The sequence below is a fragment of the Traorella massiliensis genome (assembly GCF_900104665.1).
Classification (GTDB): Bacteria; Bacillota_I; Bacilli_A; order Erysipelotrichales; family Erysipelotrichaceae; genus Traorella; species Traorella massiliensis.
On record NZ_LT629967.1, the window covers coordinates 333,849 to 359,099 of the forward strand.

General features: G+C 31.5%; 27 protein-coding genes. 16 read left to right on the forward strand and 11 right to left on the reverse strand.

Going from position 1 to position 25,251, the window contains the following annotated elements; all coding sequences use genetic code 11:
• Positions 1–190: 190 nt before the first annotated feature.
• Positions 191–1,309, reverse strand: a complete 1,119-nt coding sequence (gene dnaN / locus BQ5367_RS02745) for a DNA polymerase III subunit beta (protein WP_071441034.1) — start codon at positions 1,307–1,309, stop codon at positions 191–193.
• Between the two features lie 138 nt (positions 1,310–1,447).
• Positions 1,448–2,794, reverse strand: coding sequence for a chromosomal replication initiator protein DnaA (gene dnaA, locus BQ5367_RS02750; RefSeq protein ID WP_071441035.1), 1,347 nt, complete (start codon positions 2,792–2,794; stop codon positions 1,448–1,450).
• Between the two features lie 622 nt (positions 2,795–3,416).
• Here dnaA and rpmH point away from each other — a divergent pair.
• The 4 genes from rpmH (at position 3,417) to BQ5367_RS02770 (ending at position 5,550) form a co-directional block, all read left to right on the forward strand.
• Positions 3,417–3,551 carry a 50S ribosomal protein L34 gene (gene rpmH, locus BQ5367_RS02755; protein WP_071441036.1) on the forward strand — a complete coding sequence of 45 codons (135 nt, stop codon included), beginning with the start codon at positions 3,417–3,419 and terminating at the stop codon, positions 3,549–3,551.
• A gap of 135 nt (positions 3,552–3,686) precedes the next feature.
• Positions 3,687–4,013 (forward strand): ribonuclease P protein component, encoded by a 327-nt coding sequence (gene rnpA / locus BQ5367_RS02760; RefSeq protein WP_071441037.1) that lies wholly within the window; start codon positions 3,687–3,689, stop codon positions 4,011–4,013.
• A 26-nt stretch (positions 4,014–4,039) separates the two neighbouring features.
• Positions 4,040–4,924, forward strand: a complete 885-nt coding sequence (locus BQ5367_RS02765) for a YidC/Oxa1 family membrane protein insertase (RefSeq protein WP_071441038.1) — start codon at positions 4,040–4,042, stop codon at positions 4,922–4,924.
• Positions 4,925–4,935: 11 nt separating this feature from the next.
• Positions 4,936–5,550: a R3H domain-containing nucleic acid-binding protein gene (locus tag BQ5367_RS02770; RefSeq protein ID WP_071441039.1), complete on the forward strand. Its 615-nt coding sequence runs from the start codon at positions 4,936–4,938 to the stop codon at positions 5,548–5,550.
• A gap of 96 nt (positions 5,551–5,646) precedes the next feature.
• On the opposite strand, the gene BQ5367_RS02775 is transcribed toward BQ5367_RS02770, so the two are convergent.
• From BQ5367_RS02775 to BQ5367_RS02785, 3 genes are all read right to left on the reverse strand, one after another.
• The gene (locus tag BQ5367_RS02775; protein ID WP_071441040.1) at positions 5,647–6,345 is read right to left on the reverse strand and encodes a pseudouridine synthase; all 699 of its coding nucleotides are present in this window, start codon (positions 6,343–6,345) and stop codon (positions 5,647–5,649) included.
• Positions 6,332–8,185 carry an NAD(+) synthase gene (gene nadE, locus BQ5367_RS02780; RefSeq protein WP_071441041.1) on the reverse strand — a complete coding sequence of 618 codons (1,854 nt, stop codon included), beginning with the start codon at positions 8,183–8,185 and terminating at the stop codon, positions 6,332–6,334. Before nadE ends, BQ5367_RS02775 begins: the two co-directional genes overlap by 14 nt.
• A gap of 87 nt (positions 8,186–8,272) precedes the next feature.
• Positions 8,273–8,875 (reverse strand): nitroreductase family protein, encoded by a 603-nt coding sequence (locus BQ5367_RS02785; RefSeq protein ID WP_071441042.1) that lies wholly within the window; start codon positions 8,873–8,875, stop codon positions 8,273–8,275.
• Positions 8,876–8,971: 96 nt separating this feature from the next.
• Between BQ5367_RS02785 and BQ5367_RS02790 the strand changes: the two genes are divergently transcribed.
• The 3 genes from BQ5367_RS02790 to BQ5367_RS02800 all read left to right on the forward strand — a co-directional run bounded on the left by BQ5367_RS02790 (position 8,972) and on the right by BQ5367_RS02800 (position 11,335).
• Positions 8,972–9,751: a YhfC family intramembrane metalloprotease gene (locus BQ5367_RS02790; protein ID WP_071441043.1), complete on the forward strand. Its 780-nt coding sequence runs from the start codon at positions 8,972–8,974 to the stop codon at positions 9,749–9,751.
• A gap of 154 nt (positions 9,752–9,905) precedes the next feature.
• The gene (locus BQ5367_RS02795; RefSeq protein ID WP_071441044.1) at positions 9,906–10,502 is read left to right on the forward strand and encodes a type IV toxin-antitoxin system AbiEi family antitoxin domain-containing protein; all 597 of its coding nucleotides are present in this window, start codon (positions 9,906–9,908) and stop codon (positions 10,500–10,502) included.
• Positions 10,499–11,335: a nucleotidyl transferase AbiEii/AbiGii toxin family protein gene (locus tag BQ5367_RS02800; protein WP_071441045.1), complete on the forward strand. Its 837-nt coding sequence runs from the start codon at positions 10,499–10,501 to the stop codon at positions 11,333–11,335. The genes BQ5367_RS02795 and BQ5367_RS02800 overlap by 4 nt, the downstream gene beginning before the upstream one ends.
• A gap of 41 nt (positions 11,336–11,376) precedes the next feature.
• On the opposite strand, the gene BQ5367_RS02805 is transcribed toward BQ5367_RS02800, so the two are convergent.
• From BQ5367_RS02805 to BQ5367_RS02820, 4 genes are read right to left on the reverse strand one after another with little or no spacing between them, the layout of a single operon-like run.
• The gene (locus BQ5367_RS02805) at positions 11,377–11,769 is read right to left on the reverse strand and encodes a (deoxy)nucleoside triphosphate pyrophosphohydrolase (protein ID WP_071441046.1); all 393 of its coding nucleotides are present in this window, start codon (positions 11,767–11,769) and stop codon (positions 11,377–11,379) included.
• Positions 11,766–12,773, reverse strand: a complete 1,008-nt coding sequence (locus BQ5367_RS02810; protein WP_071441047.1) for an aspartate-semialdehyde dehydrogenase — start codon at positions 12,771–12,773, stop codon at positions 11,766–11,768. Before BQ5367_RS02810 ends, BQ5367_RS02805 begins: the two co-directional genes overlap by 4 nt.
• Positions 12,770–14,095: an aspartate kinase gene (locus BQ5367_RS02815; RefSeq protein ID WP_071441048.1), complete on the reverse strand. Its 1,326-nt coding sequence runs from the start codon at positions 14,093–14,095 to the stop codon at positions 12,770–12,772. The genes BQ5367_RS02810 and BQ5367_RS02815 overlap by 4 nt, the downstream gene beginning before the upstream one ends.
• Entirely contained in the window at positions 14,082–15,221 is a 1,140-nt protein-coding gene (locus BQ5367_RS02820) for a homoserine dehydrogenase (protein ID WP_071441049.1), read from the reverse strand. Before BQ5367_RS02820 ends, BQ5367_RS02815 begins: the two co-directional genes overlap by 14 nt.
• An 87-nt stretch (positions 15,222–15,308) precedes the next feature.
• Between BQ5367_RS02820 and thrC the strand changes: the two genes are divergently transcribed.
• From thrC to BQ5367_RS02835, 3 genes are read left to right on the forward strand one after another with little or no spacing between them, the layout of a single operon-like run.
• Entirely contained in the window at positions 15,309–16,787 is a 1,479-nt protein-coding gene (thrC, locus tag BQ5367_RS02825; protein ID WP_071441050.1) for a threonine synthase, read from the forward strand.
• Complete coding sequence (gene thrB / locus BQ5367_RS02830; RefSeq protein WP_071441051.1) at positions 16,780–17,646, forward strand: homoserine kinase; 867 nt, start codon at positions 16,780–16,782, stop codon at positions 17,644–17,646. The genes thrC and thrB overlap by 8 nt, the downstream gene beginning before the upstream one ends.
• Positions 17,639–18,070 carry an ACT domain-containing protein gene (locus BQ5367_RS02835; RefSeq protein WP_235858721.1) on the forward strand — a complete coding sequence of 144 codons (432 nt, stop codon included), beginning with the start codon at positions 17,639–17,641 and terminating at the stop codon, positions 18,068–18,070. The genes thrB and BQ5367_RS02835 overlap by 8 nt, the downstream gene beginning before the upstream one ends.
• A gap of 178 nt (positions 18,071–18,248) precedes the next feature.
• Here BQ5367_RS02835 and BQ5367_RS02840 read toward each other — a convergent pair whose 3' ends face one another.
• The gene (locus BQ5367_RS02840; protein WP_071441052.1) at positions 18,249–19,700 is read right to left on the reverse strand and encodes a transposase; all 1,452 of its coding nucleotides are present in this window, start codon (positions 19,698–19,700) and stop codon (positions 18,249–18,251) included.
• A gap of 183 nt (positions 19,701–19,883) precedes the next feature.
• On the opposite strand from BQ5367_RS02840, the gene BQ5367_RS13460 reads away from it, so the two are divergent.
• From BQ5367_RS13460 to BQ5367_RS13465, 5 genes are all read left to right on the forward strand, one after another.
• On the forward strand, positions 19,884–20,054 hold the full coding sequence (locus BQ5367_RS13460) for a hypothetical protein (protein ID WP_154667076.1): 171 nt from the start codon (positions 19,884–19,886) through the stop codon (positions 20,052–20,054).
• Positions 20,055–20,058: 4 nt separating this feature from the next.
• Positions 20,059–21,294 (forward strand): helix-turn-helix domain-containing protein, encoded by a 1,236-nt coding sequence (locus BQ5367_RS02845; RefSeq protein ID WP_161940462.1) that lies wholly within the window; start codon positions 20,059–20,061, stop codon positions 21,292–21,294.
• A 460-nt stretch (positions 21,295–21,754) separates the two neighbouring features.
• The gene (locus tag BQ5367_RS02850) at positions 21,755–21,967 is read left to right on the forward strand and encodes a hypothetical protein (protein WP_071441054.1); all 213 of its coding nucleotides are present in this window, start codon (positions 21,755–21,757) and stop codon (positions 21,965–21,967) included.
• Positions 21,968–21,981: 14 nt separating this feature from the next.
• Positions 21,982–22,389, forward strand: coding sequence for a hypothetical protein (locus BQ5367_RS02855; protein WP_071441055.1), 408 nt, complete (start codon positions 21,982–21,984; stop codon positions 22,387–22,389).
• 189 nt (positions 22,390–22,578) lie between these two features.
• Positions 22,579–22,725 carry a hypothetical protein gene (locus BQ5367_RS13465; protein WP_154667077.1) on the forward strand — a complete coding sequence of 49 codons (147 nt, stop codon included), beginning with the start codon at positions 22,579–22,581 and terminating at the stop codon, positions 22,723–22,725.
• Between the two features lie 499 nt (positions 22,726–23,224).
• On the opposite strand, the gene BQ5367_RS02865 is transcribed toward BQ5367_RS13465, so the two are convergent.
• The gene (locus BQ5367_RS02865) at positions 23,225–24,409 is read right to left on the reverse strand and encodes an IS110 family RNA-guided transposase (RefSeq protein WP_071440703.1); all 1,185 of its coding nucleotides are present in this window, start codon (positions 24,407–24,409) and stop codon (positions 23,225–23,227) included.
• A 301-nt stretch (positions 24,410–24,710) separates the two neighbouring features.
• Here BQ5367_RS02865 and BQ5367_RS02870 point away from each other — a divergent pair, with 301 nt between their 5' ends.
• The gene (locus tag BQ5367_RS02870) at positions 24,711–25,154 is read left to right on the forward strand and encodes a hypothetical protein (protein WP_071441057.1); all 444 of its coding nucleotides are present in this window, start codon (positions 24,711–24,713) and stop codon (positions 25,152–25,154) included.
• Positions 25,155–25,251 lie beyond the last annotated feature (97 nt).

Sequence of the window (25,251 nt, forward strand, 5' to 3'; positions counted from 1 at the left end):
AACTCCTTTATCTCATCTATATAATTATAACATATTTATGCTGTTATTTGGGGATTTTGAAACAAAAAAAAGGCAATTAACAAGGATTTCTTTCATAATAAAATGCGATTCTCATTATTGTATGTACATTTGCTTTAAGTACCTTCAAATTTAAGAATCGCAAGAAATTTAAAATCATTTGTTTCTTTAATTAAGCGTAAGTTCTTAACGGCAAGATCAGCTGAAGAAGAGATGAATCATCTACACTTTGAATGATAAAAGGCTTCATTTCTCCAGAAAAACTGAAACGAACCTTTCCTTTATGAGTGACCTTTAAGGCATCAAAAACATATAATCCATTAAAAGATATATCTAAATGTTCCCCTTTGAAAATACCGTTTTTCAAATTTTCTTTACTTGAACCTACTTCCTGAGAACGACTTGACAATAAACATTCCTTTTCATCCAAAGAAAGTTTAATTACACTTACACCATCATTCTTAATAAAGCTAGCTCTATCAATAGCACTTGTGATTTCTTGAGAATCAATTTCTAACTCATAAGCATAACTAACTGGAATCAGACGATCTGTTTCAGGATATACACCATCAATCAATCTAGTTTGAATTAAAGTATTCGCAATAACAAACTGTGCTTTTTTATCACTAACTGCAATCATGACATTCTCATCAAGATCTAAAGTTTTCATGACTTCATTGAGATTTCTCGCCGGAATCGTAATGTTAAAATCAAGATCCTGATCAAGCTCTACCGTCTTTTTCGCAAGACGATATGAATCTGTCGCAACACAATTTAATTTAGAATGTGAACAGTTAAAATTCACCCCTGTCAGTACAGGTCTTGTTTCACTCTTACTCGTTGCAAAACAAGTTTGGGAAATGATTTCTTTTAAAAGTTCAGATTTCATATCAAACTTTAAAAGCGGACAAGTAAAATCAATATTTGGATATTCGTTTGCTCTCATACCATTGATCTTAAATTCGCTCGATTCTGAAATGATTCTGGCACTTGCATTTTCAATCAGTTCAAACTCAATATTTTCAGAATCCATTTTACGAATGATTTCAAGAATATATTTTGATTCAATGACGATACTTCCAGTTTCATATATTTGTAAAGATTCTTCTTCATCTGCTCGTATGATCGTTTTTATAGAAATATCAGAATCACTTCCTACTAAAACAATGCAGTCTGTTTTTACTTCAATCTTAATACCGCTAAAAGCAGGAAGCGGTGAAAAATTAGAAATAGCTCTTGAAGCAATCAATAAGGCGTTGTAGAAAACAGTTTTAGAAATTTTAAAGTTCATGGGAACCTCCTTTTATATATCTTTTTATTTAATGAATAATAATAATTAGGACGGTGGAAATGTGGAAAAGTCCAAAATACTCTTATTCTTAGGTACTATTTTACACTATTTTGATTGTGGATAACAGTGGGGAAAGAATTAAACACCAAGTTTCTTTTCTATTTTTATCACTGCACTGGCAAACAATTCTTTCTCTTTGATCAGCTTGTTAACCTTCTCATAACTGGCCATGATCGTTGAATGATCACGTCCTCCAAACTCCATGCCTATCTTTGCAAAAGGCATATCCAAATGTTTACGACAAAGATAAATCGCAATATGACGTGCATTGGAAATATTCTTTGTTTTCATCTTACTTTCTAACTGCGATCTTGTGAGTCCATAGAAGTCACAAACCGCCTTTTTAATTTTAGAAACCGTCATCACTCCAGGCGATTTATTGTTTGGATCATCCTTAAATGCCATGATTGCAAAATCCAGATCAATGACTTTCGGATTATAAAGAATGGCTTTGAATATGAGCTTATTTAGATTTCCTTCAAGCTCACGCACATCATTTGAATAAGTCGTTGCGATATATTCTAATACACTTCTTTCAATTAATAAATGTTCATTTCTCTCCTCAATCTTCTTCTCTAGAATAGCTAATGAAGTTTCAAATTCAGGAGAATCAATTCCTACGGAAAGTCCCGAATTAAATCTTGAAATCAAACGATTTTCAATACCTTTAAGTTCACTTGGATGAATATCACTTGTTAAAACGATCTGTTTACCTTTAGAAAATAGATTATTATAGAGATTAAAGAAAATTTCCTGACTTCTCTCTCCTTGTTTTAAACGTTGAATATCATCAATCAATAAATAATCAGCCTCTTCAATGATTCTTTTTACTTCTTCAATTGTTTTATCACGAATAGAATTAACGATAAGAGATATAAAATCCTCACTATATATGTAAATAACCTTTTTTTCAGGTGAATGTTCTTTCACATAATTACCAATTGCATGAAGCAGATGGGTCTTGCCAAGACCTGAATTACCATAAATAAATAAAGGATTAAAAAATTCACCAGGATTTACTGCACATGAAAGAGCAGCAGCCTGACTTTCACGATTAGAGTGACCAACAACAAAATTATCAAATGTATATTTATCTAATAATTTGTCTTCAAGAATGATTTTCTTATTTTCTTCGTTTAATTCAGTATAATTCTGAATTTCTTTTTTTAGTGTAAATTGAATGGTAATCGGTTCATCAATAACTTCACTTAATGCATTTTCAATGACTGCTTTGTTATTCTCAAAAATCTGTCGGGATACAAAGCTAGGTATAATGACAATTGCACCATTTTGATTTAAATCATAGAGTTTTGATTCATGAATATAGGTATTGAAAATAGCCATATCAAAAAAAGCACCGGTTTTTAATTTATCCAGTGTCTGATCCCAAATGAGTTGTAAAGAACTTTTAGTATAATTTGACATTTCTATTCCCTCAATTCAGCATATATATTCTAAAACAAAAAATAGTAAAATACTAGGACAACTTTTTATAAAATAAAATTTTCCACAGTTTAAATATAATAAATATCCTTTAAATTCTTTAAAAATAAGAATTCCACATCTTTTCAATGTGGAAAAACTGTGGTTAAGTAGAGTGTGGAAATACAAATTGTGGAAAATGTGGAAATATAATGTGGAAAACAAGTGGATTATCCACAAGGAACATATAAATAATAAGCTTATAAATAAGGCTTATTTTGACTTTTCAATAATTCCACATACCTACTATTGAATAATATTTAAAAACCACTGTTTATCCACAATTTATGTGTATAAAAAGTAAAATTGAATCAAATAATCCCACAAAAAAATTAGATAAAAGATAGATTTTAAGAATATGTAAAAAAACTGTGAATGATTTATAAATCTTTTTTAACTGAATTACCACATATCATCAATCATTTTTAAAGTAATTTAAAAGACTTAATACCTGGGAAGAAGAAAGGATAAAGATAAATAATAATTGACTTTAATTCAATTGTTTTGTATAATCTATAAGCAATGTTCTATTTGTTTATAGATTAGAAAAGATGGAGGTGGCTCTATGAAAAGAACATATCAACCAAGTAAAAGAAAACACCAAACAACCCACGGATTTAGAGCTCGTATGAAAACAGTTGGAGGACGCAACGTTTTAGCTCGTCGTCGTGCTAAAGGAAGAAAAGTGTTATCAGCTTAAAAATCACCATAAGGTGGTTTTTTTTTTTTGGATAAGAAGGATTTGTATAAAAGCGTTGTTAATTCACAGATTTTTTTCTATATTTCTGATATAATACATAGGCAATACATCATTTAACTGAAATAGGAGATAAAGATGAGAAAAAATTATCGAATCAGAAAAAGTCAGGAATTTTCTGAAATTATAAAAAATAAACATTTTTATTCTTCTTCGGTAATGACGATTTATGTGAGAGAAAAAAAAGAAGATGTCTGCCGTATCGGAATATCCGTTAAAAAGAAGATTGGAAATGCTGTTGTTAGAAATAAAGTGAAGCGTCAAGTAAGAATGATGGTACAGGAACTCTATACTTTTGATGAAAATTTTGATACAATTATTTTAATTCGTGATAAATTTATAGAAGAAAGTTATGAATCGAATAAAAAAGTATTGGAAATGCTCTTAAAAAAAGTTAAAATATAAGGGCGATGTTACACGAGGAGAAGAAAATGAAAAACCTATTTAAAAACAAAAAGAAATTACTGCTGTTAAGTGTATTTTTATTAATTTTTGTAGCAGGCTGTGCAAATTATGTAGATCCTGAAACAAATAGAGTCAGAGAAGAATTTATTATTTATGCAAATACTTCTTTTTCAGAAGTATTTAATGAAGGATGGTTTGCTGGAATCTTTGTATGGCCATTAGCTCAGATCATCAACTTCTTTGGAAATTTGACAGATGCTGGTATTGGTATCTTAATTACGACAATTTTATTTAATATCGTAATTGCGATATTGTCGATCAAAAGTCAGGTACAGAATCAGCGTATGCAGATGATGCAGCCGGAAGTCCAGAAAATTCAAAGAAAATATGAAGGTAAGACAGATGATGCTTCGAGAATGAGAATGGCTCAGGAGACACAAGCCTTGTATGCAAAATATCAGGTAAATCCTTTCTCATCTATTCTTATTCTTATTATTCAGATGCCAGTATTGATGGCATTCTATTATGCTGTTCAAAGAGCGGCTGTTGTCGTAAACGGAACATTCCTAGGTATTGATTTGACACGTACACCAAGTGAAGGATTGAGCGAGATGCAGTGGCCTTATCTGTTGATCTTTGGTGTTATGATCCTGCTTCAATTTTTGAGTATGAAAGTTCCAGCATGGTTAGCTAAGCAGAGAAAGAAAAAATCAGGTATCAAAGAAAAAAATTACGCACAGCCTAAAAAGAGCGGTCCGGATCAGATGACGATGATGACGATCTTCTCAACAGCAATGATTGCTTTCATCGGATTTACATGGCCGGTAGCGATGTCTTATTATTGGGCTGTTTCATCGCTGGTTCGTATTATCCAGAATATTATTATCGACAAGGTATTCTTGAAGGATTAGGGTGAAAGTCTATGGAAAGATATGAAGGAAAAAATTTAGATGAAGCTTTAGAAAATGCTGCTCGATCAAAAGGATGCAGCAAAGAAGATCTGACATATAACGTACTTTCTGAAAAACAAGGTCTGTTTGGATTTGGAAGCAAAGTTGAAATAGAAGCTTATTTTGATGGAGATATTGAAAAATTCATTATAAAATATCTAAGTACTTATTTCGATGGAATTGAAATGCAAGTAGATGTGAAATGTAAAAAAGAAGATTATTTTTTTAAGGTAGAGCTTGATGCAGAAAACAATGCTATTCTGATTGGTAAGAAAGGTCAGACACTGCAGGATATCAATAATGTAGTGAAAGCAGCAGCTTCCAGTGCCTTTAAAAAGAGAGTGATCGTTGTTAGTGATATCAATGGTTATAAAGAAGAAAAATATCACAAGGAATGTTCTATGGCGTTGAGAGTTGCGAAAACAGTGCAAAAAACAAAAATTAATGCTTCTTTGGATCCAATGCCTAATGATGAAAGAAAAGCAATTCATTCATATTTAATAAATATGCCAAGAATTCGCACTGTAAGCGAAGGTGATGGAAAAGAAAGACATATTGTTATTGTTTATGATGAAAATAAACACTAGAAGCTGATAAGCTTCTTTTTTAAAAAAAACATCGTATATGTAAACGAGTCATTAAAGTGTATTAGCTTTAGGTGTTTGCGACATAAACGATGTTTTTTATTTTTTTATTAAAGAATTAATTTCTTTTTCAGTTAATAAGCGATATTCTCCTTCTTTTACATCAAGATTTAAATTCATGAAACGAATGCGTTTTAATGAGCGTACATGGTAATTACAAGCAGTACACATTCTTCTGATTTGACGATTATAGCCTTGTGTCAGAATGATAGAAAATTTTCTTTGATTGATTTGAGTAAGTTTACAGGGCAGTGTTGTAACATAACAGTTGTGAACAGGATTATATATTTTGATACCATTTGACATTTTTTTAAGAAAATCTGGTGTGATTTTATGATCTACCTCAACAACATATTCTTTTTCATGTCCATTTTCTACTCTAAGACAATCATTAACTAAATCTCCATTATTTGTTAATAGAATCAAGCCACTGCTATCTTTATCTAAACGACCGATAGGAAAGATTCTTTCAGGATAATGAAGTGCATCAATGATATTCCCTTTAATATGTCTTTCAGTCGTACAGGTAATACCAATAGGTTTATTGTAAAGCAATACGATTGTTTCTTTTTTAGGCTGGATCAGCTGATCATTGATCTTAACGATATCGTTTTCTTCAACAATGCTCTGAAGAACAGCTATTTTACCATTGATCGTAACACTTCCTGATAGTATATATTCTTCTGCTTTTCTTCGTGAACAGAAACCACTGGAGGCGATATATTTATTGATTCGCATGAGCTAAAATTGCTTCCTTTAAAGCTAAATAAGTATTTGATTTTTCATAGCTGACTTGATTTTCTCTAAAATCACTGCCAAAGCAGCCTCTTGAAACCATGACGATTGGTGGTGTCTGTAATCGTTTGAAAACACCTAACTGGAATTTCTGAAGAACCCATTCTAAATCTTCAATAAATTTCTGAGGATCGTCTAATCCATAATAACGTATCCATTTACCTAATTCAGTTTCATAGATAGATTTATCTAAATACTGCTGCATCAGCTTTTCAATACCGTATCCAGGATATTCTGTTAAGATTTGAATGATTTGATCATGATAGAACCATTTCATTGGATCTAACTGATTATTTTTAAGTTCTGCACTTGGTGGTGTCTCCCATTTGATATGATCATTTTCAACTTCCGGTAATAAATTATATGGAATGACTTCTTTATCTAAAGATTCATTGATACTGCGGGCAATCTCAAAGAGTTCTACTTTAGTAACATCCTGTAAAGGAGCTAAACAGCCAATTGTATCACCATAAAGAGTTGCATATCCTAAAGCACCTTCTATTTTATTACCATTATTGATAACAACACCATTTTCAATTTGGGAAATAGCACTAAGTATTGAACCCCGAATTCTTGCCTGAATATTTTCAATGGCAAATTCACTGATTTCTTTTTGAGTATATTGTTTTAAACATTCTATCTGTTCTTCTACTAATTTTTGGATGATACCATCTCGACATTCAATTCCTAAAGCATGAGCCAGTTTATGAGCATTATCAATGGTAGCTGAAGAATTATAACGAGTAGCCATATTTAAGCCAATGACACGTTCTTTTCCAAGGCTTAAGGTCAATAAAGCAGCATTTACACTACTGTCTAAGCCTCCGGAAAGACCAATGATCCATTTAAATCTTGATTGAAATACTTGCTGGTCAAACTCACGAATGGCAGTAATCAAAGCTTTTGTTAGTTTATTTTGACATTTATCCGCTAAATAAGTTTCATTAAGTTCAATAATCTTACATTCTTCAAGGAAAGAATCATTACAACTGGCAATGCGTTCACCCTTTTCATTATAGATACTGCTGTCACCATCAAAGACACAGACTGTTTTTGAATTATTCTGCATACCAACAGCATTTACATAAACAAAAGGTACAAAGTCATGTTGAGCATAACGAAGGATCTGTTTCTCTCTTCCTTTTTCTTTATTTCTTGTCCAAGGAGAAGAAGAGATATTTACGATAAAATCAACATTTTGATTTAAATATTGGCTAGTAGGATCAAATTGATAATCCTGACTCCATAAATCTTCACATATTTCAAGACCAATACGATAAGTATGATCATCCTTTTCAAATAAGAAAGGTGATGTGAAATCAACATCATCTAATTTCATTCTTTTAGAAAGTTCTAAAGCTGATAAAAAATAACGACTATCATCAAAAATACGATAATCTGGATTTAAACATTTGATGTAACGACCATCAAACAAATCATTTTCTTTTTTGACCCAATTGTTATTATAGGCAAAATAAGCAGTGTTACAACGTACATGGCGGCCATCACGACCTAAAATATCTTTAAAAGTAGATACATTTCCCCAAATAATGCCAATTCCCTCACTCGCTTTTTTCAAAACTTCATTATAAGAAAGTGCTGTTTCCACAAAATTTTGATCCATCCATTTATCCGCTAAAAGATAACCAGTCACACACAGTTCAGGAAATACGATCAAATCTGCTTTTTCTTTTTTTGCTTTTCCAATCATGTCTAACATCTTATTGACATTTAAAGACATTTGCCCGGCAAGTACATTCATTTGTCCTAATACAATTTTCATTAACCATCACCATTATTTATTCTACCATAATTTAGAAAGAAAAGACATTTATTCAAATAAAACAAAAAAACAGCTTCAACTGTTTTTTTAACTATTATTTGAATACACGATGACACGGTCATCCGCATCCATCTTTTCTTTAGGTTCAGGAATGCTTCCAATACCGCCAAAGACCATCTGTGCCGTTAAGCGATAGTATTCAGGTATCTCCCATTGTCTTTTGACTTCATCATCAATCAAAGGATTATAATGTTGTAAAGAAGCACCCATCTTTAATTCTGCTAATGCATTCCAAATATTTCCTTGAAGAAGTCCCATGCTGTGATCTGCAAACATATCAAATTGATTCTGATAAAGTGGAAAATCTTTTTTTAATTGATCAATCACATGACGATCATCAAAGAAAAGAATGGTTCCTTTTGCTTTAGAAAACATATCCATCTTTGCCTGTGTTGAAGCAAATTTACTTTCTTCTACTTGTTTTTTTAAGGTATTTGTAACGATTTCCCATAATTTCTTATGATCTTCATTCATTAAAATAACAAGATGGGATGATTGCATATTGAAGGCAGTAGGTGATTCTACCGTTACATGTTTGATCGTATTTACGACAACCTTTTCACTCACTGGAAGCTGATCGTTTAGATCATAGATGCTTCTTCTATTTTTAATAATATCTATATAACTCATAATATCCTCGTTTCTATATCTTTACTATACGCCTTATCCTTTTAAAAACAAATCATATGCTCACAAAATATGGTATAATAGCGAAAAGGAGAATTTATGATACCTACATCTTCACTTGTAACATTAGGATTTACGGCATTATTTTGTTCACTATTGCCTTTTATTTCAGCATTCATATGGACACGTAAAAAAGAAAAATCAATGAAACCATTTTTCATAGGTGCAGCATTTTATATATTCTTTGTATTGATTATAGAAAGTGTCCTCAATGAACTTATTTTTCAAAATGAATTTTTATTCAACAATACACTTTTTTATATTGTTTATAGTTGTCTGGCAGCTGCCTTTATTGAAGAAGGAAGCCGCTATATAGCATTCAAATATGTTTTAAAAGATGAACAAAAAGAAGATTCGCTAACTTATGGTCTTGGTCATGGCGGCATTGAAATGATCCTGATCATAGGTATTTCATTATTTAGTTCATTGATGTTTGGGATGATCTTTAATTCTACAGGAATGGAAACGATGTTAAGTGGCAGCAATGAAACACAGCAAATAGCCATCACAGAGATGATAACAGCCTTACAGAATTATGGAATACAGGAAAGTCTGATATGTATCATAGAAAGAACCAGTGTTCTTATTTTCCATCTTTCATGTTCAATATTTGTTTATATGGCTGTTTATAAAAAAGAAAAGTGTTATTTTATCTATGCCCTTATTTTCCATTTTATTATGAATCTTCCTTCTCTATTGAATCAAAGAGGATTGATATCAAACATATGGATTGCGGAAGGACTTATTGTATTGATTGCATTAAGCTCAGCTGTTTTAGGATATAAATCCTATAGAAAGAATTTAGAAAATAATGAATGAAAAAGCTTTGTGAAAGCAAAGTTTTTTTCATTATATGGGAAATTTGGTGATTTAGTGCATATATAATAGTAGGAGAGAATAAATAATCATAATGTACAAAATTGATACCAAATGATATAATAGTATCAAACTTATACATAATAGAGGTGATCATATGAATGATTTAGAAAAATTAAAGTCAATTGTTAGAGATAATGGATATTTATATACAAAAGATGTAACGAATGCGGGTATTCGCAGAGAAAATTTAAAAAAATATCTTAATGAAGGAGTTATCGTTAAAGAAAGTAGAGGAATATATTCTTTCGCAGATGAGTGGAATGATGAATTTGTATTGTTACAAGAGAGGTGTAAGAAAGGTATATTTTCATATGGAACGGCGTTATATTTTCATGGATTATCAGATCGTTTTCCGGATAAAATCTCTATGACCATTCCTAAAGACTATAATGTATTTTATCTGAAAGAGAAATTGAATAATGTTGAATTTCATAGAGTGAAGTCTTCTTTGTGGAATTTAGGAATTATTGAAATGATATCACCACAAGGAGGGAATATATTAGTCTATGACATAGAAAGATGTATCTGTGATATTATAAAAAATAAAAAGAAGACAGATCCACAAATATTTATACAAGGTATTAAAGAATATTTTTCTTTAAAGAATCATAATTACTCTAAGTTAATCGAATATGCAAAACAGTTTCATATTGAAGAAGATATATACATGTATATGGAGGTGCTAACGTGAAAACACCAGAGCAATTGAAAGGTACTATTCGAAATTTAGCTAAAGAAAAAGGAATACATGCACAAGAAATCCTACAAATTTATATGTTTGAAAAAATTATAGAACGCCTTTCTGTTTCACCTTATAAGAATAACTTTATTTTAAAAGGGGGTCTTTTGATTTCGGCTATTCTTGGAATAGAAGAGCGTACAACGATGGATATGGATACGACAATAAAAGGGTTGTCGATGGAAAAAGAAAATATAAAAAATATCATTATTGAAATTCTAAATCAAAAAGTGGGTGATGAAATAGAGTTTCAACTTTTAGATTTATTGCCTATTCGAGAAGAAGATGAATATGAAAACTATCGAGCATCTATTCAAGCTAGTTATGGGAAAATGAAAATTCCAATGAAAATTGATATTACAACAGGAGATGTAATTACACCGAAAGAAATTCAATTTTTATATCCATTAATGTTTGAGGATTGCTCTATAAAAATTAAAGCTTATACACAGGAAACGATAATGGCAGAAAAGTTTGAAACAATTATGCGTAGAAATGTAGGAAATACGAGAGCAAGAGATTTTTATGACTTACATCTGCTTTATCGGTTGTATCATAAAAATGCAAATTGGAACCTTTTAAAAGAAGCCATAACTGCAACTGCAAAAAGTAGAGGATCAATATCAATTTTAGAAAACACCGACCAAATTTTAAAAACGATAAAAGAATCTGATTATCTAAAAGATTTATGGAGAAGATATCAATCACAGAATTTATATGCACAAAATATTACATATTCAGATATTATGGAAACAATGAAGCTTTTTATAAAAAAAGCAATATAATGAGTAATTTACAAAAAAGAAGTGAATGAATAAATCATAATCTATTCATTCACTTCCCTGTTGATATGATTTAAAATCTCAAGATCAGCTTTTTGAAATTTATAATCATAAAGATCACAAGCATTTACAAGCTTCATCTCATCATGCACCTGTAATAAAGGTGTCCCTTTTTTTATTTGACATAAAAAAGCATGTACATGAAGAATAAAATTTTCTCTTTGATCATCAATACTACAAAGATATTGAATCACTTCTACATCAACATCTAATTTTTCTTTTAATTCACGTATAAGAGCTTCTTCTCTGCTTTCATTTTGTTCAACTTTGCCACCTGGAAATTCCCAGAAACCAGGATCAGCTCCCTTGCTTCGTCGAGCTATCAAAAATTTATCATCAATTTGAATAGCACCACATACAACATCCATTTCTTTCATTTATAAGACCCCAATTCAATACATTTCTCACAAATTTGAATCGCATTTACAGCAGCTCCTTTACGTATCTGATCACCACAGCACCATAAAGTAATTCCTTTAGAAGAAGTAAGATCTTTGCGAATACGACCAACATAAACAAGATCCTGGTTTGAAGTATCAAGAGGCATTGGATATAGAGGTTCATCGATAAGACGACATCCTTTTGCTGATTCAATCGCCTCCTTGGCTTGTTGTAAAGAGATTTCTTTTTCAAAATGTAACGTCATGGATAAAGAATGACTTCTTAAGACAGGTACACGTACACAGGTACAATTTACTTTTAATTGAGGTGCATGAAGGATCCTTCGGCTTTCATTCTGCATTTTCATCTCTTCGCTAGTATATCCTTCTTCATTAAAATCACCAATTTGAGGAATCAGATTTGATACGATCTGATAAGGAAAAACGTCAACGTTTATTTCCTTATTTTGTGCTAGATCAGATAATTGCTTTTCATATTCACGCATTCCTTTGATTCCAGCGCCACTTACAGCCTGATAAGTTGAAACGATCATAGATTGGATCACTGAAAGCTGATGAAGAGCATAAACCGCCATACAGCCAATAATGGTAGAACAATTCGGATTCGCAATGATCCCTTGATGTTGTAAGACATCTTTGCCATTGACTTCAGGAACGACTAAGGGAACATTTTCATCAAGTCGAAAAGCACTTGAATTATCAATAAATAAGGCATGAGCTTTTTTAATAAAAGGAGCATATTTTTTTGATAGATCATTTTCTACGGCACCTAAAACGATATCACAGCCATCAAAGCTATGTTCATCTGTTTTTTGAATGGTAAGCTTCTTTCCTTTAAATAAGATTTTTCGACCAGCACTTTTTTCACTAGCCAATAGAACTAATTTTTTTATTGGAAAATTTCTTTCTTCCAAAGTTGAAATCATAGCTTCTCCTACAGCACCACTGGCACCTAAGATTGCGACAGTATAAGTTTTCATGAAATCCTCCTTATGAATTTCTCATAAATTACCTGAATCGTTTTTTCAAAATCATCATTATGTACACCTACGATGATATTCAGCTCATCGGCACCTTGAGAAATCGTTTGAATATTGATTTGATGAGCGCCAAGCTCTCCAAAGATCTTTCCACTGATACCGGTATTTTTCACCATACCACGACCCACAACAGCAATCAAAGAAAGAGAATCACTGATACGAATGGAATCCGGCTGTAAAATTTCTTTGATATCAGAGAGCATTTCATAAAGACAATCGGCGATTTTACTGCTGGAAACAATGAGTGAAAAACTATCGATACCACAAGGCATATTTTCAATACTGATCTTATATTTTTCTAGGATCTGGAATGCTTTTAAAGCAATCCCTGATTCATTAGAAATTCCTTTTTTATAGATCGTAATCGAAGTAAAGTCTTTTTTACCGGCAATACCGGTAATCGTATGAGGCGGATGTTTTTTATCTAATTCACTACAATCATTAAGAATCATCGTACCAGGATTATCAGGTTCAAACGTATTACGGATATTGATCGGAATATTTTTTTCTCTTACTGGAAAAACAGCTTCATCGTGTAAGACATTTGCACCCATATAACTTAATTCACGAAGTTCATTATAGGTTATGCTTTCGATACGTTTTGGTTCATGTACGATTTTCGGATCAGCAGCAAGGATACCTGAAACATCGCTCCAGTTTTCATAAACCGTCGCATCAAATAAATCAGCCAGTATACTGCCTGTAATATCACTACCGCCACGAGCCATGATCTTGATTCGCTGATGATTGATGCTGCCATAAAATCCAGGAACAACGATCCCTGTATGTAAAGGCATAAATTTATGAAAAGCTTCTTTTGTTTTTTCTATATTGATCTTACCATTGTAATCAAAAAGAATGACATCCTTTGCATCAATAAATTGATATCCTAAATATTCACTCATCATCTTGGCACAAAGATATTCACCTCTTGATACAAGATAATCAATATTTTCTTTCATCATATTTTGCCGGATGATCTCAAATTCATGATGAAGATCAATAGAAAGATGCAAGTCATCTTTAATACATCTATATCTTTCTTCAATCATCGATAAGATATTCTCTGTAGAAACACCATATTGAAGATGAGCATGGCAAAGATATAAAAGATCTGTAATCTTATTGTCATCCTTCTTTCTTTTACCAATCGCACTGACAACTACAATTTTTCTTGAAGGATCACTTTCTATGATATTTTTTACTTTTTGAAAACAAGTTGCATCTGCCAGCGAAGATCCGCCAAATTTAACGATTTTCATGTTTATCCTCCAATAAAGCTAAAAAAACATCTTTAGAAGAAACAATAGATAATAATTCATTCAATGTCATACGTTTTGTTTTCATATAAATATACGTTTCATCTTTTTCATAGGATAACGCCAGCTCTTCATGAAAATCTTCAATTCTTTGACGAAGATAAAAATGATGAAGTTCTTTAGAATTATCAATGTCTAAAGAATGATGAAATAGAAAAGGTGTGGTATTGTTTTCGAAAAGGTCTAGAAGATCACTGATAACAGCAGTTGCCGTAGGTGATCCACCAGCTCCCTGTCCGATCATTTCTAATTTTCCTAACTGCTGACTGGTACAAGAAGCGATATTTAAATTATCACCTACATGAGCCATCAGTCCATTCAGACAAACAGGACAAACATAAAGGGAGATTGAAGAACCGTAATGCCTAGAAAATCCCATCAGCTTACAAACCAAATTTTTTGATTTAAAATAATCGATATCTTCTTTTAAAATAGAAGCAATACCAAAAACAGGAATCTTATCGACATCGATGAATGTATCATAAGCAACAGAAGCAGAAATAGCACACTTATTTTGAATATCAAATCCATCAATATCACTGCTAGGATCACTTTCCGCATATCCCTTTTTCTGCGCATCCATTAAGGCTGTTTCAAAAGAAAGCTCATATTGATGCATCCTGTCAAGAATATAATTGGTCGTACCATTGAATATTCCAGAAAATTGCTGGATCGTATCCATTCTTTTTATACGTTGTAATTCTCTGATCCAAGGAATCCCTCCACCCACAGAGGCTTCTATTTTAAAAGATACTTCATTTTCTATCGCCAAATCAGCAAATTCCTTAAAATACTTTGCGATAACAGCTTTATTCGCACTAATCACATTCTTTTTAGCATTCAAAGAAGCCTTGATATATTCATAAGCCGGATGAAGTCCTCCCATCACTTCAATGATCGTATCAATATCATCATTCATTAAATCATTAAAATCAGTTGTAAAACGAGGCTCATGACGCTTATTTCTAGTAAGGATACGAACAACTTCCACCTTTTCTGAAGGCATGGCATCGATCATCTTTAACACTTCTTTTCCTACGACACCACAACCCAGCAATCCAATCTTCATACCAACACCTGTCTTTCCACCAAAAACACTTGTCTTTCATTGAAAAACATTGTATCATAATAAAAACACAAAAACAAGGAGACTTCTATGAAATATATCAGTACCCGTAATGCTCATCGGCAACTCTCTGCTTCACAAGCCATACTTCAAGGATTATCAGAAGATCAGGGTTTATTCATCCCTGATAAGATCGTTCATCTTGAACTAGAAAAATGTCTAAATGATGATTACCAGACATTGGCAGCACGTATACTTGCTCCTTTTTTAAACGACTTTAATGAAAAACAGATCCAAAAGATCCTTCATCATGCTTATGATCATAGCTTTGATACAGATGAAATCACACCTTTGGTACATTTAAAAGAAGTCGATGTTTTAGAATTATTTCATGGTCCTACCAGTGCTTTTAAAGATGTTGCTTTACAGTTTTTACCTCATCTAATGAAAGAATCATTAAAGATTCAAGATTCAAAAGATGAAATGATCATTCTAACTGCAACCAGTGGTGATACAGGAAAAGCAGCCTTAGAGGGATTTAAAAACGTTGAACAAATGAAAATAATCGTTTTCTATCCCAAAGATGGTGTCAGTGAAGTTCAAAAACTACAGATGCTGACAACAAATGGAAATAATTGTTATGTAATCGGTGTTAATGGAAATTTTGATGACTGCCAAAGAATGGTCAAAGCTTGCTTAAGTGATAAAACCTTGATCCATAAAATGAAAGAAAATCATCAACGCTTCTCAAGTGCCAACTCAATCAATGTTGGACGTTTGCTTCCCCAAATCGTTTACTATTTTAAAGCTTATCTGACAATGGTCAAAAATCAGCAGATTAAGATGGGTGAAAAAATCAATGTCGCAGTACCTACAGGAAATTTTGGAAATATCTTAGCGGCCTATATTTCTAAACAAATGGGATTACCAATAGAAAAATTCATATGTGCTTCTAATGAGAACAATGTCTTAACTGATTTTATTCGATATGGCGTTTATAATATCCATCGAGCCTTTAAGAAAACAAATTCACCAAGCATGGATATTCTTATTTCCAGTAATTTAGAAAGATTATTATATTTTTATTGTGAAAATGATGAGATGATCAAAGAGATGATGGAAGAATTAGCAGTTAAAGGAAGCTATGAAGTAAATGATCTAGTAAAAAAGAAATTATTGAAAGATTTCTATGGTGGATATGCTACTCAAGAGGAAACAAAACAAATCATTCATGAAGTCTATGAAAAAGAGAATTATTTGCTGGATCCTCATAGTGCTGTTGCTTATAAAGTTATCAAAGATTTTAAAAAAGAAAATATCAATTCATATAAAACAATTCTTTGCGCAACCGCTTCTCCTTATAAATTTATGGAAACTGTTTATACAAGCATCACAAATGAAAAAGCAGATGAATTTGAAATGATGAAAAGATGTGAAACAAAAATAAAAATTCCTATTCCTAGTAATCTAAAAGATTTAAAAGAAAAAGAAATCAGACATCATCAAAACATAGAAGTTAAAGACATGAAAAAAGTTCTTTGTGAGCTATTAGGAGTCAGTTATGATTAAAATAAAAGTACCCGCAACCAGTGCCAATATTGGCTGTGGTTTTGACAGCTTAGGCTGTGCATTAACGCTATATGCGACATTTACTTTTAAAAATAGTCAGCAAATGAATATAAGCGGCTGTCCAAAAGAATATCAAAATGAAAATAATCTTGTCTTATATTCTTATAAAAAAGTATTTGAGAAATTAAATCAGCCTGTGATACCAGTCAGCATTCATATTGATTCACAGATTCCTTTATCCAGAGGATTAGGCAGCAGTGCCAGTTGTATCATAGGAGGGATATGGGGTGCCAATACCCTCTTAAACTATCCATTATCAAAAGAAGAATGTTTAGATATTGCCACTGAAATAGAAGGACATCCAGATAATGTAGCACCTGCTTTATATGGTAATCTATGTGCCAGCTTTCAAAGTGATAAAGTTTATTGTACACAGTTTCAAGCATCCAAAAAAATAAAGATGCTAGCTTTGATCCCTGATTTTGAAATATCCACAAAAAAAGCAAGAGAGGTCCTGCCAAAACAAATAAAATATCAGGATGCAGTCTTTAACTTATCAAGAGTTGCCAGTCTATGCAAAGCCTTTGAAACAAATGATACAGAGATGATCCATGCAGCTTTACAAGATAAACTTCATGAACCTTATCGTAAAAAATTAATTGATGAATATGATAAAATAAAAGAAATCTGTAAAGAAGAAACAGCTTTCTTTATTAGTGGTTCAGGATCAACGCTGATTTGTATCTATCAAGATTCAAAAGAAAAATTAATTCAAGAAATTTCTCGTTTAAAAAATAAATGGCAATGTCTTGATTTAAGAATTGAACCCAAGGGTGTTCAGGAGGAGAAATATGATTGAAAAATATTTGATTATTGATAAAGAAGTATTACCTGATTATTTTGAAAAAGTAGTGGATGCGAAAAATATGGTCAATTCCGGTATGGACGTCAGCAAAGCTGTAAAAACAGTAGGGATCTCAAGAAGTACGTACTATAAATATAAAGACTATGTATTTACACCACAAGAAGATCTTACAGGAAAGAAAGCCATTATTTCATTACTATTAAAAAATGAAAAAGGAATTCTTTCAGAAGTATTAAATGATTTATTATTAGTCAATGTCAATATTCTATCTGTAAGTCAAAGTATCATCATCAATAAAAGAGCAAGTCTGGAATTAGTCATCGATATGGGAGAAATGCTAGAAACGATCGAACAGCTTTTACAGCGTCTATCAGACATGGATGGAGTTGTAAATGTAAGATTAGTTGCGATAGAATAAAATTCACGTGAATTTTAATTTGTAGTATATTTTACTTGAATTTATAATGTTGAGTAAGGACGAAAAGTAGTACTTAATCGAAAAGAAAAAGAAGAGATTTTAAATAAAAAAGTTAAATAAAAAAAATGAGCGCACTAAAAACAAGTGCACAAATGAAATAAAATAAATTTAGCGAAAATCAGGTTTCATTTTTAATCCAAGCATCAAGATGAATATTGATGGCGGCAAAGATTGAAAAGAAAGCTGCTTTGGAGTCTTCACGAATTCTCATCTGATGAAGATGATAGTCATTGAGAATTCTATTATTGATTCTCTCAGTACAAGTTCTATTTTTGTATAGTTCTTTCCATTTATCTGTTTTGTAAGGAACAGGGCCAAAAAGACGCATATCAAGCGAATCGTTAATGTAAACAGTTCTACCATATGGAGAAGGAGAACATGTATCTGCATGTGGACAAGAATCAATCAATCCCATTTTTAGAGGACAACGGAATTTTCTTCTTTGCCTTTGATAGTCGTAGCCACAGTGATACATTTCAACACCACAATCACAAATTGGTTTGCCGTTTTCACTAATAGAATCAAAGTGTTTATAAATATTTTTACCCAATTTACGTTGATTGAAATCAATGATTGGGATAATATTATGGTGACGCAGAAATTGGTAAACGGCAGAAGAATCGCTTGCGGAATCGAAACACATGAATTTTGGAGAGAGTTCAGGGTTAATATCAAGGAAACGAGCGGTAGAGGAAATGGAAGACAGAGCATCATGACGAGAAGCTTTCTCTAAATCGATAAAGACGGGAAGGTCAGTATGGATTAGAGGGTTATGATAAGAAATGTTATAGAGAGTATAACCGAAGTAATACATTCCAAGATCACTGTCCCAACCAAAATCTGCGTTTTTAGCGCTATAACGATGAGTGTTTAAAATATTGTCATCTTTAATGATTTGATGACCAAAAGGAGAAGCATGAATATGAAAAGCAGAACCATCACCAGAAAAGACAAGATTGTAGGAATCAATAAAGCCCATGTCATGAGAAGGAATGACAGCAATAGCGTTAAAAAGTAATTGAAGAGTATAAATCATACGATCACGGTCAAAAACAGAACCATCATGAGTGTAATTATCGAAAAGAGAATAAGTATCATCATTAGAGAAGTTCATTAATTTTTCACCTTTCTTAGGTTTAGAAGAATTAGATTTATTCGTAAAAAGGCCTTTAGGAAGAAGATCGTTATGGTGAGAAAAAGAATGAGTGATACGGTTAATGAAATCGTAATGAGAAGAATGGTTAGGAACATTCCAAGAACCGATAAGATATTGAAGAAGCCTATCGTGATGAACTTCATAACACCAATTTTTAAGAGAAGTAAAACCAAGATGAAGCATCAAAACGACAGAACGCAAATAGATAGCAGGATCGTTAGCGGGACGACCCAAAGGAGAATATAAAGGAAAGATGATATCGGCGACAAGGTCGACATCAAGTTTAGACAACTTATGAATAGCAGACTTAAAATTAGGAGAAGAAAGTCTGAAAAGATCAGAAGTTGAAAGAGAAGACTTTTCTGTCTTAAGAAATTCTTTGTAATCTTGAGACGAAGAGAAATAAATTAACATTGAAGATCACCACCTACTTACTACAGAAAGGCGAGCAAAGCGAGCCCGCAACGAGGGCGATTTGTCAAGCAAAAAGTGAAAAAAGTTGGGGGGATTTCAAAAAAACGGCAATTAAAAAAGAGCGTAAACAAGCCGTTAAAATGTTTTCGACCACGCTCATGTTTACAAAGGAGGATCACGAATATGAAAAAATACTTATCAGCATTATTAACTCTATTGTTAACAGCAATGATATGCACTCCAGGACATTGTACTCATGTGCATACAGAAGAATGCGGGGAAGATGGAGTTAACTGTACACATACTTGTGAAGAGTGTGTAGAGCCTTACCAAGACAAATGGCCGGATGATTAAGAATATGAATGATAAAGAGATAGCATATTTGATTCATTTCTCTCGTAAAGAGAAAAATATAAGTCAAAAGAAATTAGGTGAACTTACTGGAATCAGTCATCAGATCATTTCTCGCTATGAAAACGGAGCTGAAGTTCCTACAGAAGAAAAACTTCAGCTCATTTTAAGTGCACTGAATGTCAGTTTAGAAGAAGTAATTGAAACAAGTAAGGAAATCAATAAGATCTTTGATAATTTATTAGATGATTTGTTTTATAGAAAAGCAGATTATGAAAAATATCATATAGTCATTCAAGAAAATAAAAATTGTTATCAACAAAATTATGATTATTATAAAATAATGGTAATGGAATTGATTTATCATATTCATTATAGGAATAATGAGGAAGTTAATTCATTAATTTGTAGCTTTGAAAAAAAAGAAATTCAAGATCAAAAAATACTACAGATTTACTATGAATATAAAGGTTATTATTTATTAAAAAAGAAAAAAACAAAGGAAGGTTTAGAATATTTAGAAAAAGCAAAACTTCAGCGATATGATGAAAAAACAATCGCTATGATTCATTATCATATGAGCTTTGCGTATAACTATGAGTGGCTTAGAAAAACCGATGCGGAATATTTAATAGATGCGAAAAATGTTTTTCAAAAATATTATTCACTTAAAAGAGTATCCGATTGTGAAATGATATTAGGAAATTATTATTCGACATTTCGCAATTTTCAAAAAGCAATTAGTTGTTATGAAAATCGTTTAAAACTACTAGAGATATTGGATGAAAATAAAGAAAAAATTTTAGATATTCACACAACAATTGCATTTAAATATATACAATTAAAAGATTATAATAGAGCGTTAAAAGAAATGGATATCGCATGCAAATATGGAAAAATAGATAAAAGAGATTATTTACAATATATATGGTGTTATTATAAGCTAGGAGATATAAATAATGCGAACAGATGGCTCGTGAAAATGAATCGTTTAGATTTGGATCGAGAATTAAAAATGTTATGGAATCTATATGAAATGATCGTAGCACAATATGATAAAGTACCAAATGATCGATTGATAGAAAAAGCAATCAAAGTATATGAATACTATAAAAATCAAGAAGATTTATCGTTATCAATATTTTATATTGATATTGTGATAGAACTTTTAGAAAAAAGAAAAGATTATGAAAAAGGATTTTTCTATCAAAAAGAAAAAATATTTTTACTGGAAAACATATAAATTCACGTGAATTGTGTATGACGTATACCAACAAGAAAGAAGATTTGTTTGTTTATTTAATACAAATAACAGATTTCTTTCTTTTTTTTAATTTTATAAACGAATTAAACAAAATAACAAGGTAAAGTATCATGTGAAAACGAATTTGTTTTGAAAACTATTATATATTATAATGTAAGCGTAAACAAAGAAGATCGATCATCTTTAAGATTACAAGAAGATCGATCATCTTTAAGATTACAAGGAGGAGGAAATCATAATGAAATCAACTTATGAAGAATTAGAAAGACTGATATTGGATTAGACGGATTTATAATTCAAATAATGTAATATTGACCAATTACTTTACAGTATCGTAAAGCAGGAGAATCTAATTGGCAAGACGTAGAAATAAGAACTATAATTGTATAAATCATGTTCATTTTTTCGAGTATAATTAATTGAAATTTTGGAGGAAAATATGATAATAAAAAAATTTCGTAATTTATTGATATTTACTTTGGTACTTTCATGTTTTGTTCAGAAAACATATGCAATTGATGAAATAGAAGAAGATCCTTATAAAGTAACTATTAATTTCAGTAATAATATAAAAAAAGAATATGTTTATCCCGAAGCAGCAAAAAATCAGGCAGTTCAAGATTTTATGCTTACATTAAGAGTTTTAGAGTGAAATAGGAGGCATGTATGAAGAAGACTAGTAGTGAAAATTTCATGAGGAAAGCTATATTGTTTGTTTTATGTTTTTTACTCTTTTCTTGTTCGGGAAAAAGTGAAAAACAATCCACGGTTGAATCAGTAATAGAAAACTATTTTGCTTGTTTAGAGAAAGGAAATCTTGAAAAACTGAATGAACTTAGAGCAATTCCATTATCAACCGAAGGATTGGCTTCTATAAATTGCTTTGAATCAATAAAAATTACTGATATGAATTTTCAGGAAAATGATGATGGTACAGTACAAGTAAATGTTGAGTTCGATGTTAAACATAAGGAAGACATGTATTCACCATTTAATGAAGGATCAAATCACACCACTTTCGAATTAAAGATGGTAGATGATGAATGGAAGGTAGCAAGTATAGGAAACGCTTAAAGCAAATAGGAATAATTTCGATAAGAATTTATTCCTATTTGACTGTGTTCCAGACATAAGAAATGTTTGACAGTCTAAAAACGAGGATAGCCTAGAACTATGAAGCCTAACCATAGATTGTAAGGGTAATGAGGATGGTTTCAAATAAATTTACGAATGGAAGAAATTTTAAGAGAAGAGAACTTAAAGATGGCAATCAAAAAGTCAAGTAGAACAAAGAAGCATTTGGAGTGTACACGCATTGATATCGTCATTGAACTTTTAGAAAAAAGAAGTGAATATAAAATAGGATTTTTCTATCAAAAAGAGAAAATATTTTTGTTAGAAAATATGTAAATTCACGTGAAAAGTGTATGTTGTATACCAACAAGGAAAGAAAATTGTTTGTGAATAAAGGACACATAACACCTTTCTTTCTTTTTTTGTAACTTTAAAAAGAAATTAAATAAAATTATGATATATATATCACGTGAAAATGAATTTGTATTTGAAAACAATTACATTTTATAATGTAAGCGTAAATAAAAGATAGATCGATCATCTTTAAGATTACAAGGAGGAGGAAATCATAATGAAATCAACTTATGAAGAATTAGAAAGACTGATTTTAGAATAGAGTTCGAGGATATATATAAGAACAGCTAAATTAATTTAAAGGAGCTAACTATATAAAAATCAAGAGAATTAGATGAAAAAGTTTGAAAATATAAAATTTCTAGTTTTGTATGTTAGCTGGAGCTGTTCTTTGAAAAGTGAATAGTGATTTGTACTTTTTGGGCATGATGAAAACAACCTTGATGAAGGGAATTTCTAAAATTTGTTTGAAGTTAATTATTTATCTTAACAAATCAGGATTAAATGGCTGATTCGTAGTGACTAAATGATAGATAACTCTAAGCAGCTTTCTTACACAGTGTCCTTGAGCACAGCGATGTCCCTTGCCTTGAGAGATCTTAAGCTGATAGTATTCCTTGAATACAGGATTGCATCGAATAACTGTCAGTATGATCTGATACAAGGTCTTTCGAAGATACTTTGATCCTTTCTTGGCAATAGCTGTATGCTGTGCAGCAAACTGACTTGATTCGTAATGGTAAGGGGCCACCCCTGCAGCCTTTATGATTTTTCTTGCATTAGAATAGTTGCTTATATCTCCTAATTCCGCTAAAATAGAAGTACCAGAGAAATGAGAAATTCCTGGTATGGAGAGGATAGGAGAGTTTGTCTTGAGCGAGAACTCTTCTATTTTTTTATCTATTTCAGTAATTTGCTCATGGATCAATTCTATTTGATCGACCAGATGTCTGATCTGAATAACGTCTGCTGATGAAGGAATTCCAACAGAGGATTTTGCACGATCCTTAAGCATTTCAGGGGTTAAAGAAATACGTCTTCCTCTGCCTTTGTATTCAAAGCATCGACGAATCCTTCTTATATCAGCATTAGCGATAGCTTCAGCACTGCCAAAAGTTTTAAGCACCGCCATATATACACGGCTATATTTGGAATCAAACAGACTGTTGAATTCAGGGAATACAATATCAATACACCTTTGCAGGCGGTTTGAGTAGACATTGAGCTCTTCCTTCAGATTATGATGATGTCTGGTTAACTGTTTCTGTTCATAAAGATCGAAGCTGTTAACTTTCGTGATACGATACTGCTTTTTACGTTCTGGAGTATCCAGGACATCACAAATAGTCAAAGTGTCGAGCTTATCATTTTTGGTAATACCACCTTGCATTTTACGGGAAAAATCAGTGGTTGTAGGATTGATAAGAGCAACGGAGAAGTTTCTATCCAGAAGAAATCTCAACAAAGCAAAATGATAGTGTCCGGTATCTTCCATACCAATTAAGATAGATTTTTTAGAGTAAGGTTTAAGATTTTGAATAAGCAGATCAAAGCCATGTTTATCATTAGAGAAAGAAGCAGGGTGAACGATAAGTTCTCCGGTATCTTTATCCATGATACAAAAGAAGTGTTTATTCTTTCCAATGTCGATTCCAACTAATTTCATGATATAAAATCCTTTCTTTAAAATACGTGAAAATGGTATCCACAACACTTAAACCACAAAACCTGGTTCAAAATACGAATTCAAAGACTCATCTAACTCATCATTATTTAGGAATAAGGTGTGGTAAGAACCTCCTTAAAGTAGTCAAGCCACAAGGAATAATACAAATCCACATTCACATTATTCAATTTTACAGATTAACAAAACCGTAATCAACCACGGTTTAAAGGGTTGATAGAAAGGAAAAGTATACTGTAAATGACTATTAAATGAGTCATTTATAATATACCAGGAATATTTCATGATAAAAAAAGCAGTTAAAATAATTAGTATATTATGTTTAGCATTAGGTACTTTTTGCACAGTAAATTTAACATCAGTCAGTGCCAAAAGTGAAAATGTTACTCCATATGCGCTTGTAACAGTCAGAAATGTTGATAAAACGATTACAGTAAATAATACAGGCATAGATCCTGGCAATACAGTAACATTTACTTATAAACTAGAAGGCAGTTATTTACTATCGAATAATGGTGGTTTCTATAGTGTATCGGATGTAGATTTAGCGTTTAGTAGTGTTTCAGTTAAAATTAACGGTAGTTCAACATCTGTTATATATGGAAGAATTATTAATGTAAATAGAACTATAGGTTCTAAAAATGTAACTATAACTTATACATTACAGTATAGATTCTCAGGTAGTAGTACATGGAGAACAGTGGAGGATAAATCTATAACAGTATAGATTATCAAATAATTATTCATAAAAATACTTTAAATATAATTGTATCATAGAAACGAGTAGCATAAAAGAAGAGATTGTTTATTATATGAAACAGATT

Excerpts from the sequence above, each read along its gene's own strand:
- dnaN (WP_071441034.1), bottom strand. The coding sequence starts at position 1,309 with ATGAACTTTAAAATTTCTAAAACTGTTTTCTACAACGCCTTATTGATT.
- dnaA (WP_071441035.1), bottom strand. The coding sequence starts at position 2,794 with ATGTCAAATTATACTAAAAGTTCTTTACAACTCATTTGGGATCAGACA.
- rpmH (WP_071441036.1), top strand. The coding sequence starts at position 3,417 with ATGAAAAGAACATATCAACCAAGTAAAAGAAAACACCAAACAACCCAC.
- rnpA (WP_071441037.1), top strand. The coding sequence starts at position 3,687 with ATGAGAAAAAATTATCGAATCAGAAAAAGTCAGGAATTTTCTGAAATT.
- BQ5367_RS02765 (WP_071441038.1), top strand. The coding sequence starts at position 4,040 with ATGAAAAACCTATTTAAAAACAAAAAGAAATTACTGCTGTTAAGTGTA.
- BQ5367_RS02770 (WP_071441039.1), top strand. The coding sequence starts at position 4,936 with ATGGAAAGATATGAAGGAAAAAATTTAGATGAAGCTTTAGAAAATGCT.
- BQ5367_RS02775 (WP_071441040.1), bottom strand. The coding sequence starts at position 6,345 with ATGCGAATCAATAAATATATCGCCTCCAGTGGTTTCTGTTCACGAAGA.
- nadE (WP_071441041.1), bottom strand. The coding sequence starts at position 8,185 with ATGAAAATTGTATTAGGACAAATGAATGTACTTGCCGGGCAAATGTCT.
- BQ5367_RS02785 (WP_071441042.1), bottom strand. The coding sequence starts at position 8,875 with ATGAGTTATATAGATATTATTAAAAATAGAAGAAGCATCTATGATCTA.
- BQ5367_RS02790 (WP_071441043.1), top strand. The coding sequence starts at position 8,972 with ATGATACCTACATCTTCACTTGTAACATTAGGATTTACGGCATTATTT.
- BQ5367_RS02795 (WP_071441044.1), top strand. The coding sequence starts at position 9,906 with ATGAATGATTTAGAAAAATTAAAGTCAATTGTTAGAGATAATGGATAT.
- BQ5367_RS02805 (WP_071441046.1), bottom strand. The coding sequence starts at position 11,769 with ATGAAAGAAATGGATGTTGTATGTGGTGCTATTCAAATTGATGATAAA.
- BQ5367_RS02810 (WP_071441047.1), bottom strand. The coding sequence starts at position 12,773 with ATGAAAACTTATACTGTCGCAATCTTAGGTGCCAGTGGTGCTGTAGGA.
- BQ5367_RS02815 (WP_071441048.1), bottom strand. The coding sequence starts at position 14,095 with ATGAAAATCGTTAAATTTGGCGGATCTTCGCTGGCAGATGCAACTTGT.
- BQ5367_RS02820 (WP_071441049.1), bottom strand. The coding sequence starts at position 15,221 with ATGAAGATTGGATTGCTGGGTTGTGGTGTCGTAGGAAAAGAAGTGTTA.
- thrC (WP_071441050.1), top strand. The coding sequence starts at position 15,309 with ATGAAATATATCAGTACCCGTAATGCTCATCGGCAACTCTCTGCTTCA.
- thrB (WP_071441051.1), top strand. The coding sequence starts at position 16,780 with ATGATTAAAATAAAAGTACCCGCAACCAGTGCCAATATTGGCTGTGGT.
- BQ5367_RS02835 (WP_235858721.1), top strand. The coding sequence starts at position 17,639 with ATGATTGAAAAATATTTGATTATTGATAAAGAAGTATTACCTGATTAT.
- BQ5367_RS02840 (WP_071441052.1), bottom strand. The coding sequence starts at position 19,700 with ATGTTAATTTATTTCTCTTCGTCTCAAGATTACAAAGAATTTCTTAAG.
- BQ5367_RS13460 (WP_154667076.1), top strand. The coding sequence starts at position 19,884 with ATGAAAAAATACTTATCAGCATTATTAACTCTATTGTTAACAGCAATG.
- BQ5367_RS02845 (WP_161940462.1), top strand. The coding sequence starts at position 20,059 with ATGAATGATAAAGAGATAGCATATTTGATTCATTTCTCTCGTAAAGAG.
- BQ5367_RS02850 (WP_071441054.1), top strand. The coding sequence starts at position 21,755 with ATGATAATAAAAAAATTTCGTAATTTATTGATATTTACTTTGGTACTT.
- BQ5367_RS02855 (WP_071441055.1), top strand. The coding sequence starts at position 21,982 with ATGAAGAAGACTAGTAGTGAAAATTTCATGAGGAAAGCTATATTGTTT.
- BQ5367_RS13465 (WP_154667077.1), top strand. The coding sequence starts at position 22,579 with ATGGCAATCAAAAAGTCAAGTAGAACAAAGAAGCATTTGGAGTGTACA.
- BQ5367_RS02865 (WP_071440703.1), bottom strand. The coding sequence starts at position 24,409 with ATGAAATTAGTTGGAATCGACATTGGAAAGAATAAACACTTCTTTTGT.
- BQ5367_RS02870 (WP_071441057.1), top strand. The coding sequence starts at position 24,711 with ATGATAAAAAAAGCAGTTAAAATAATTAGTATATTATGTTTAGCATTA.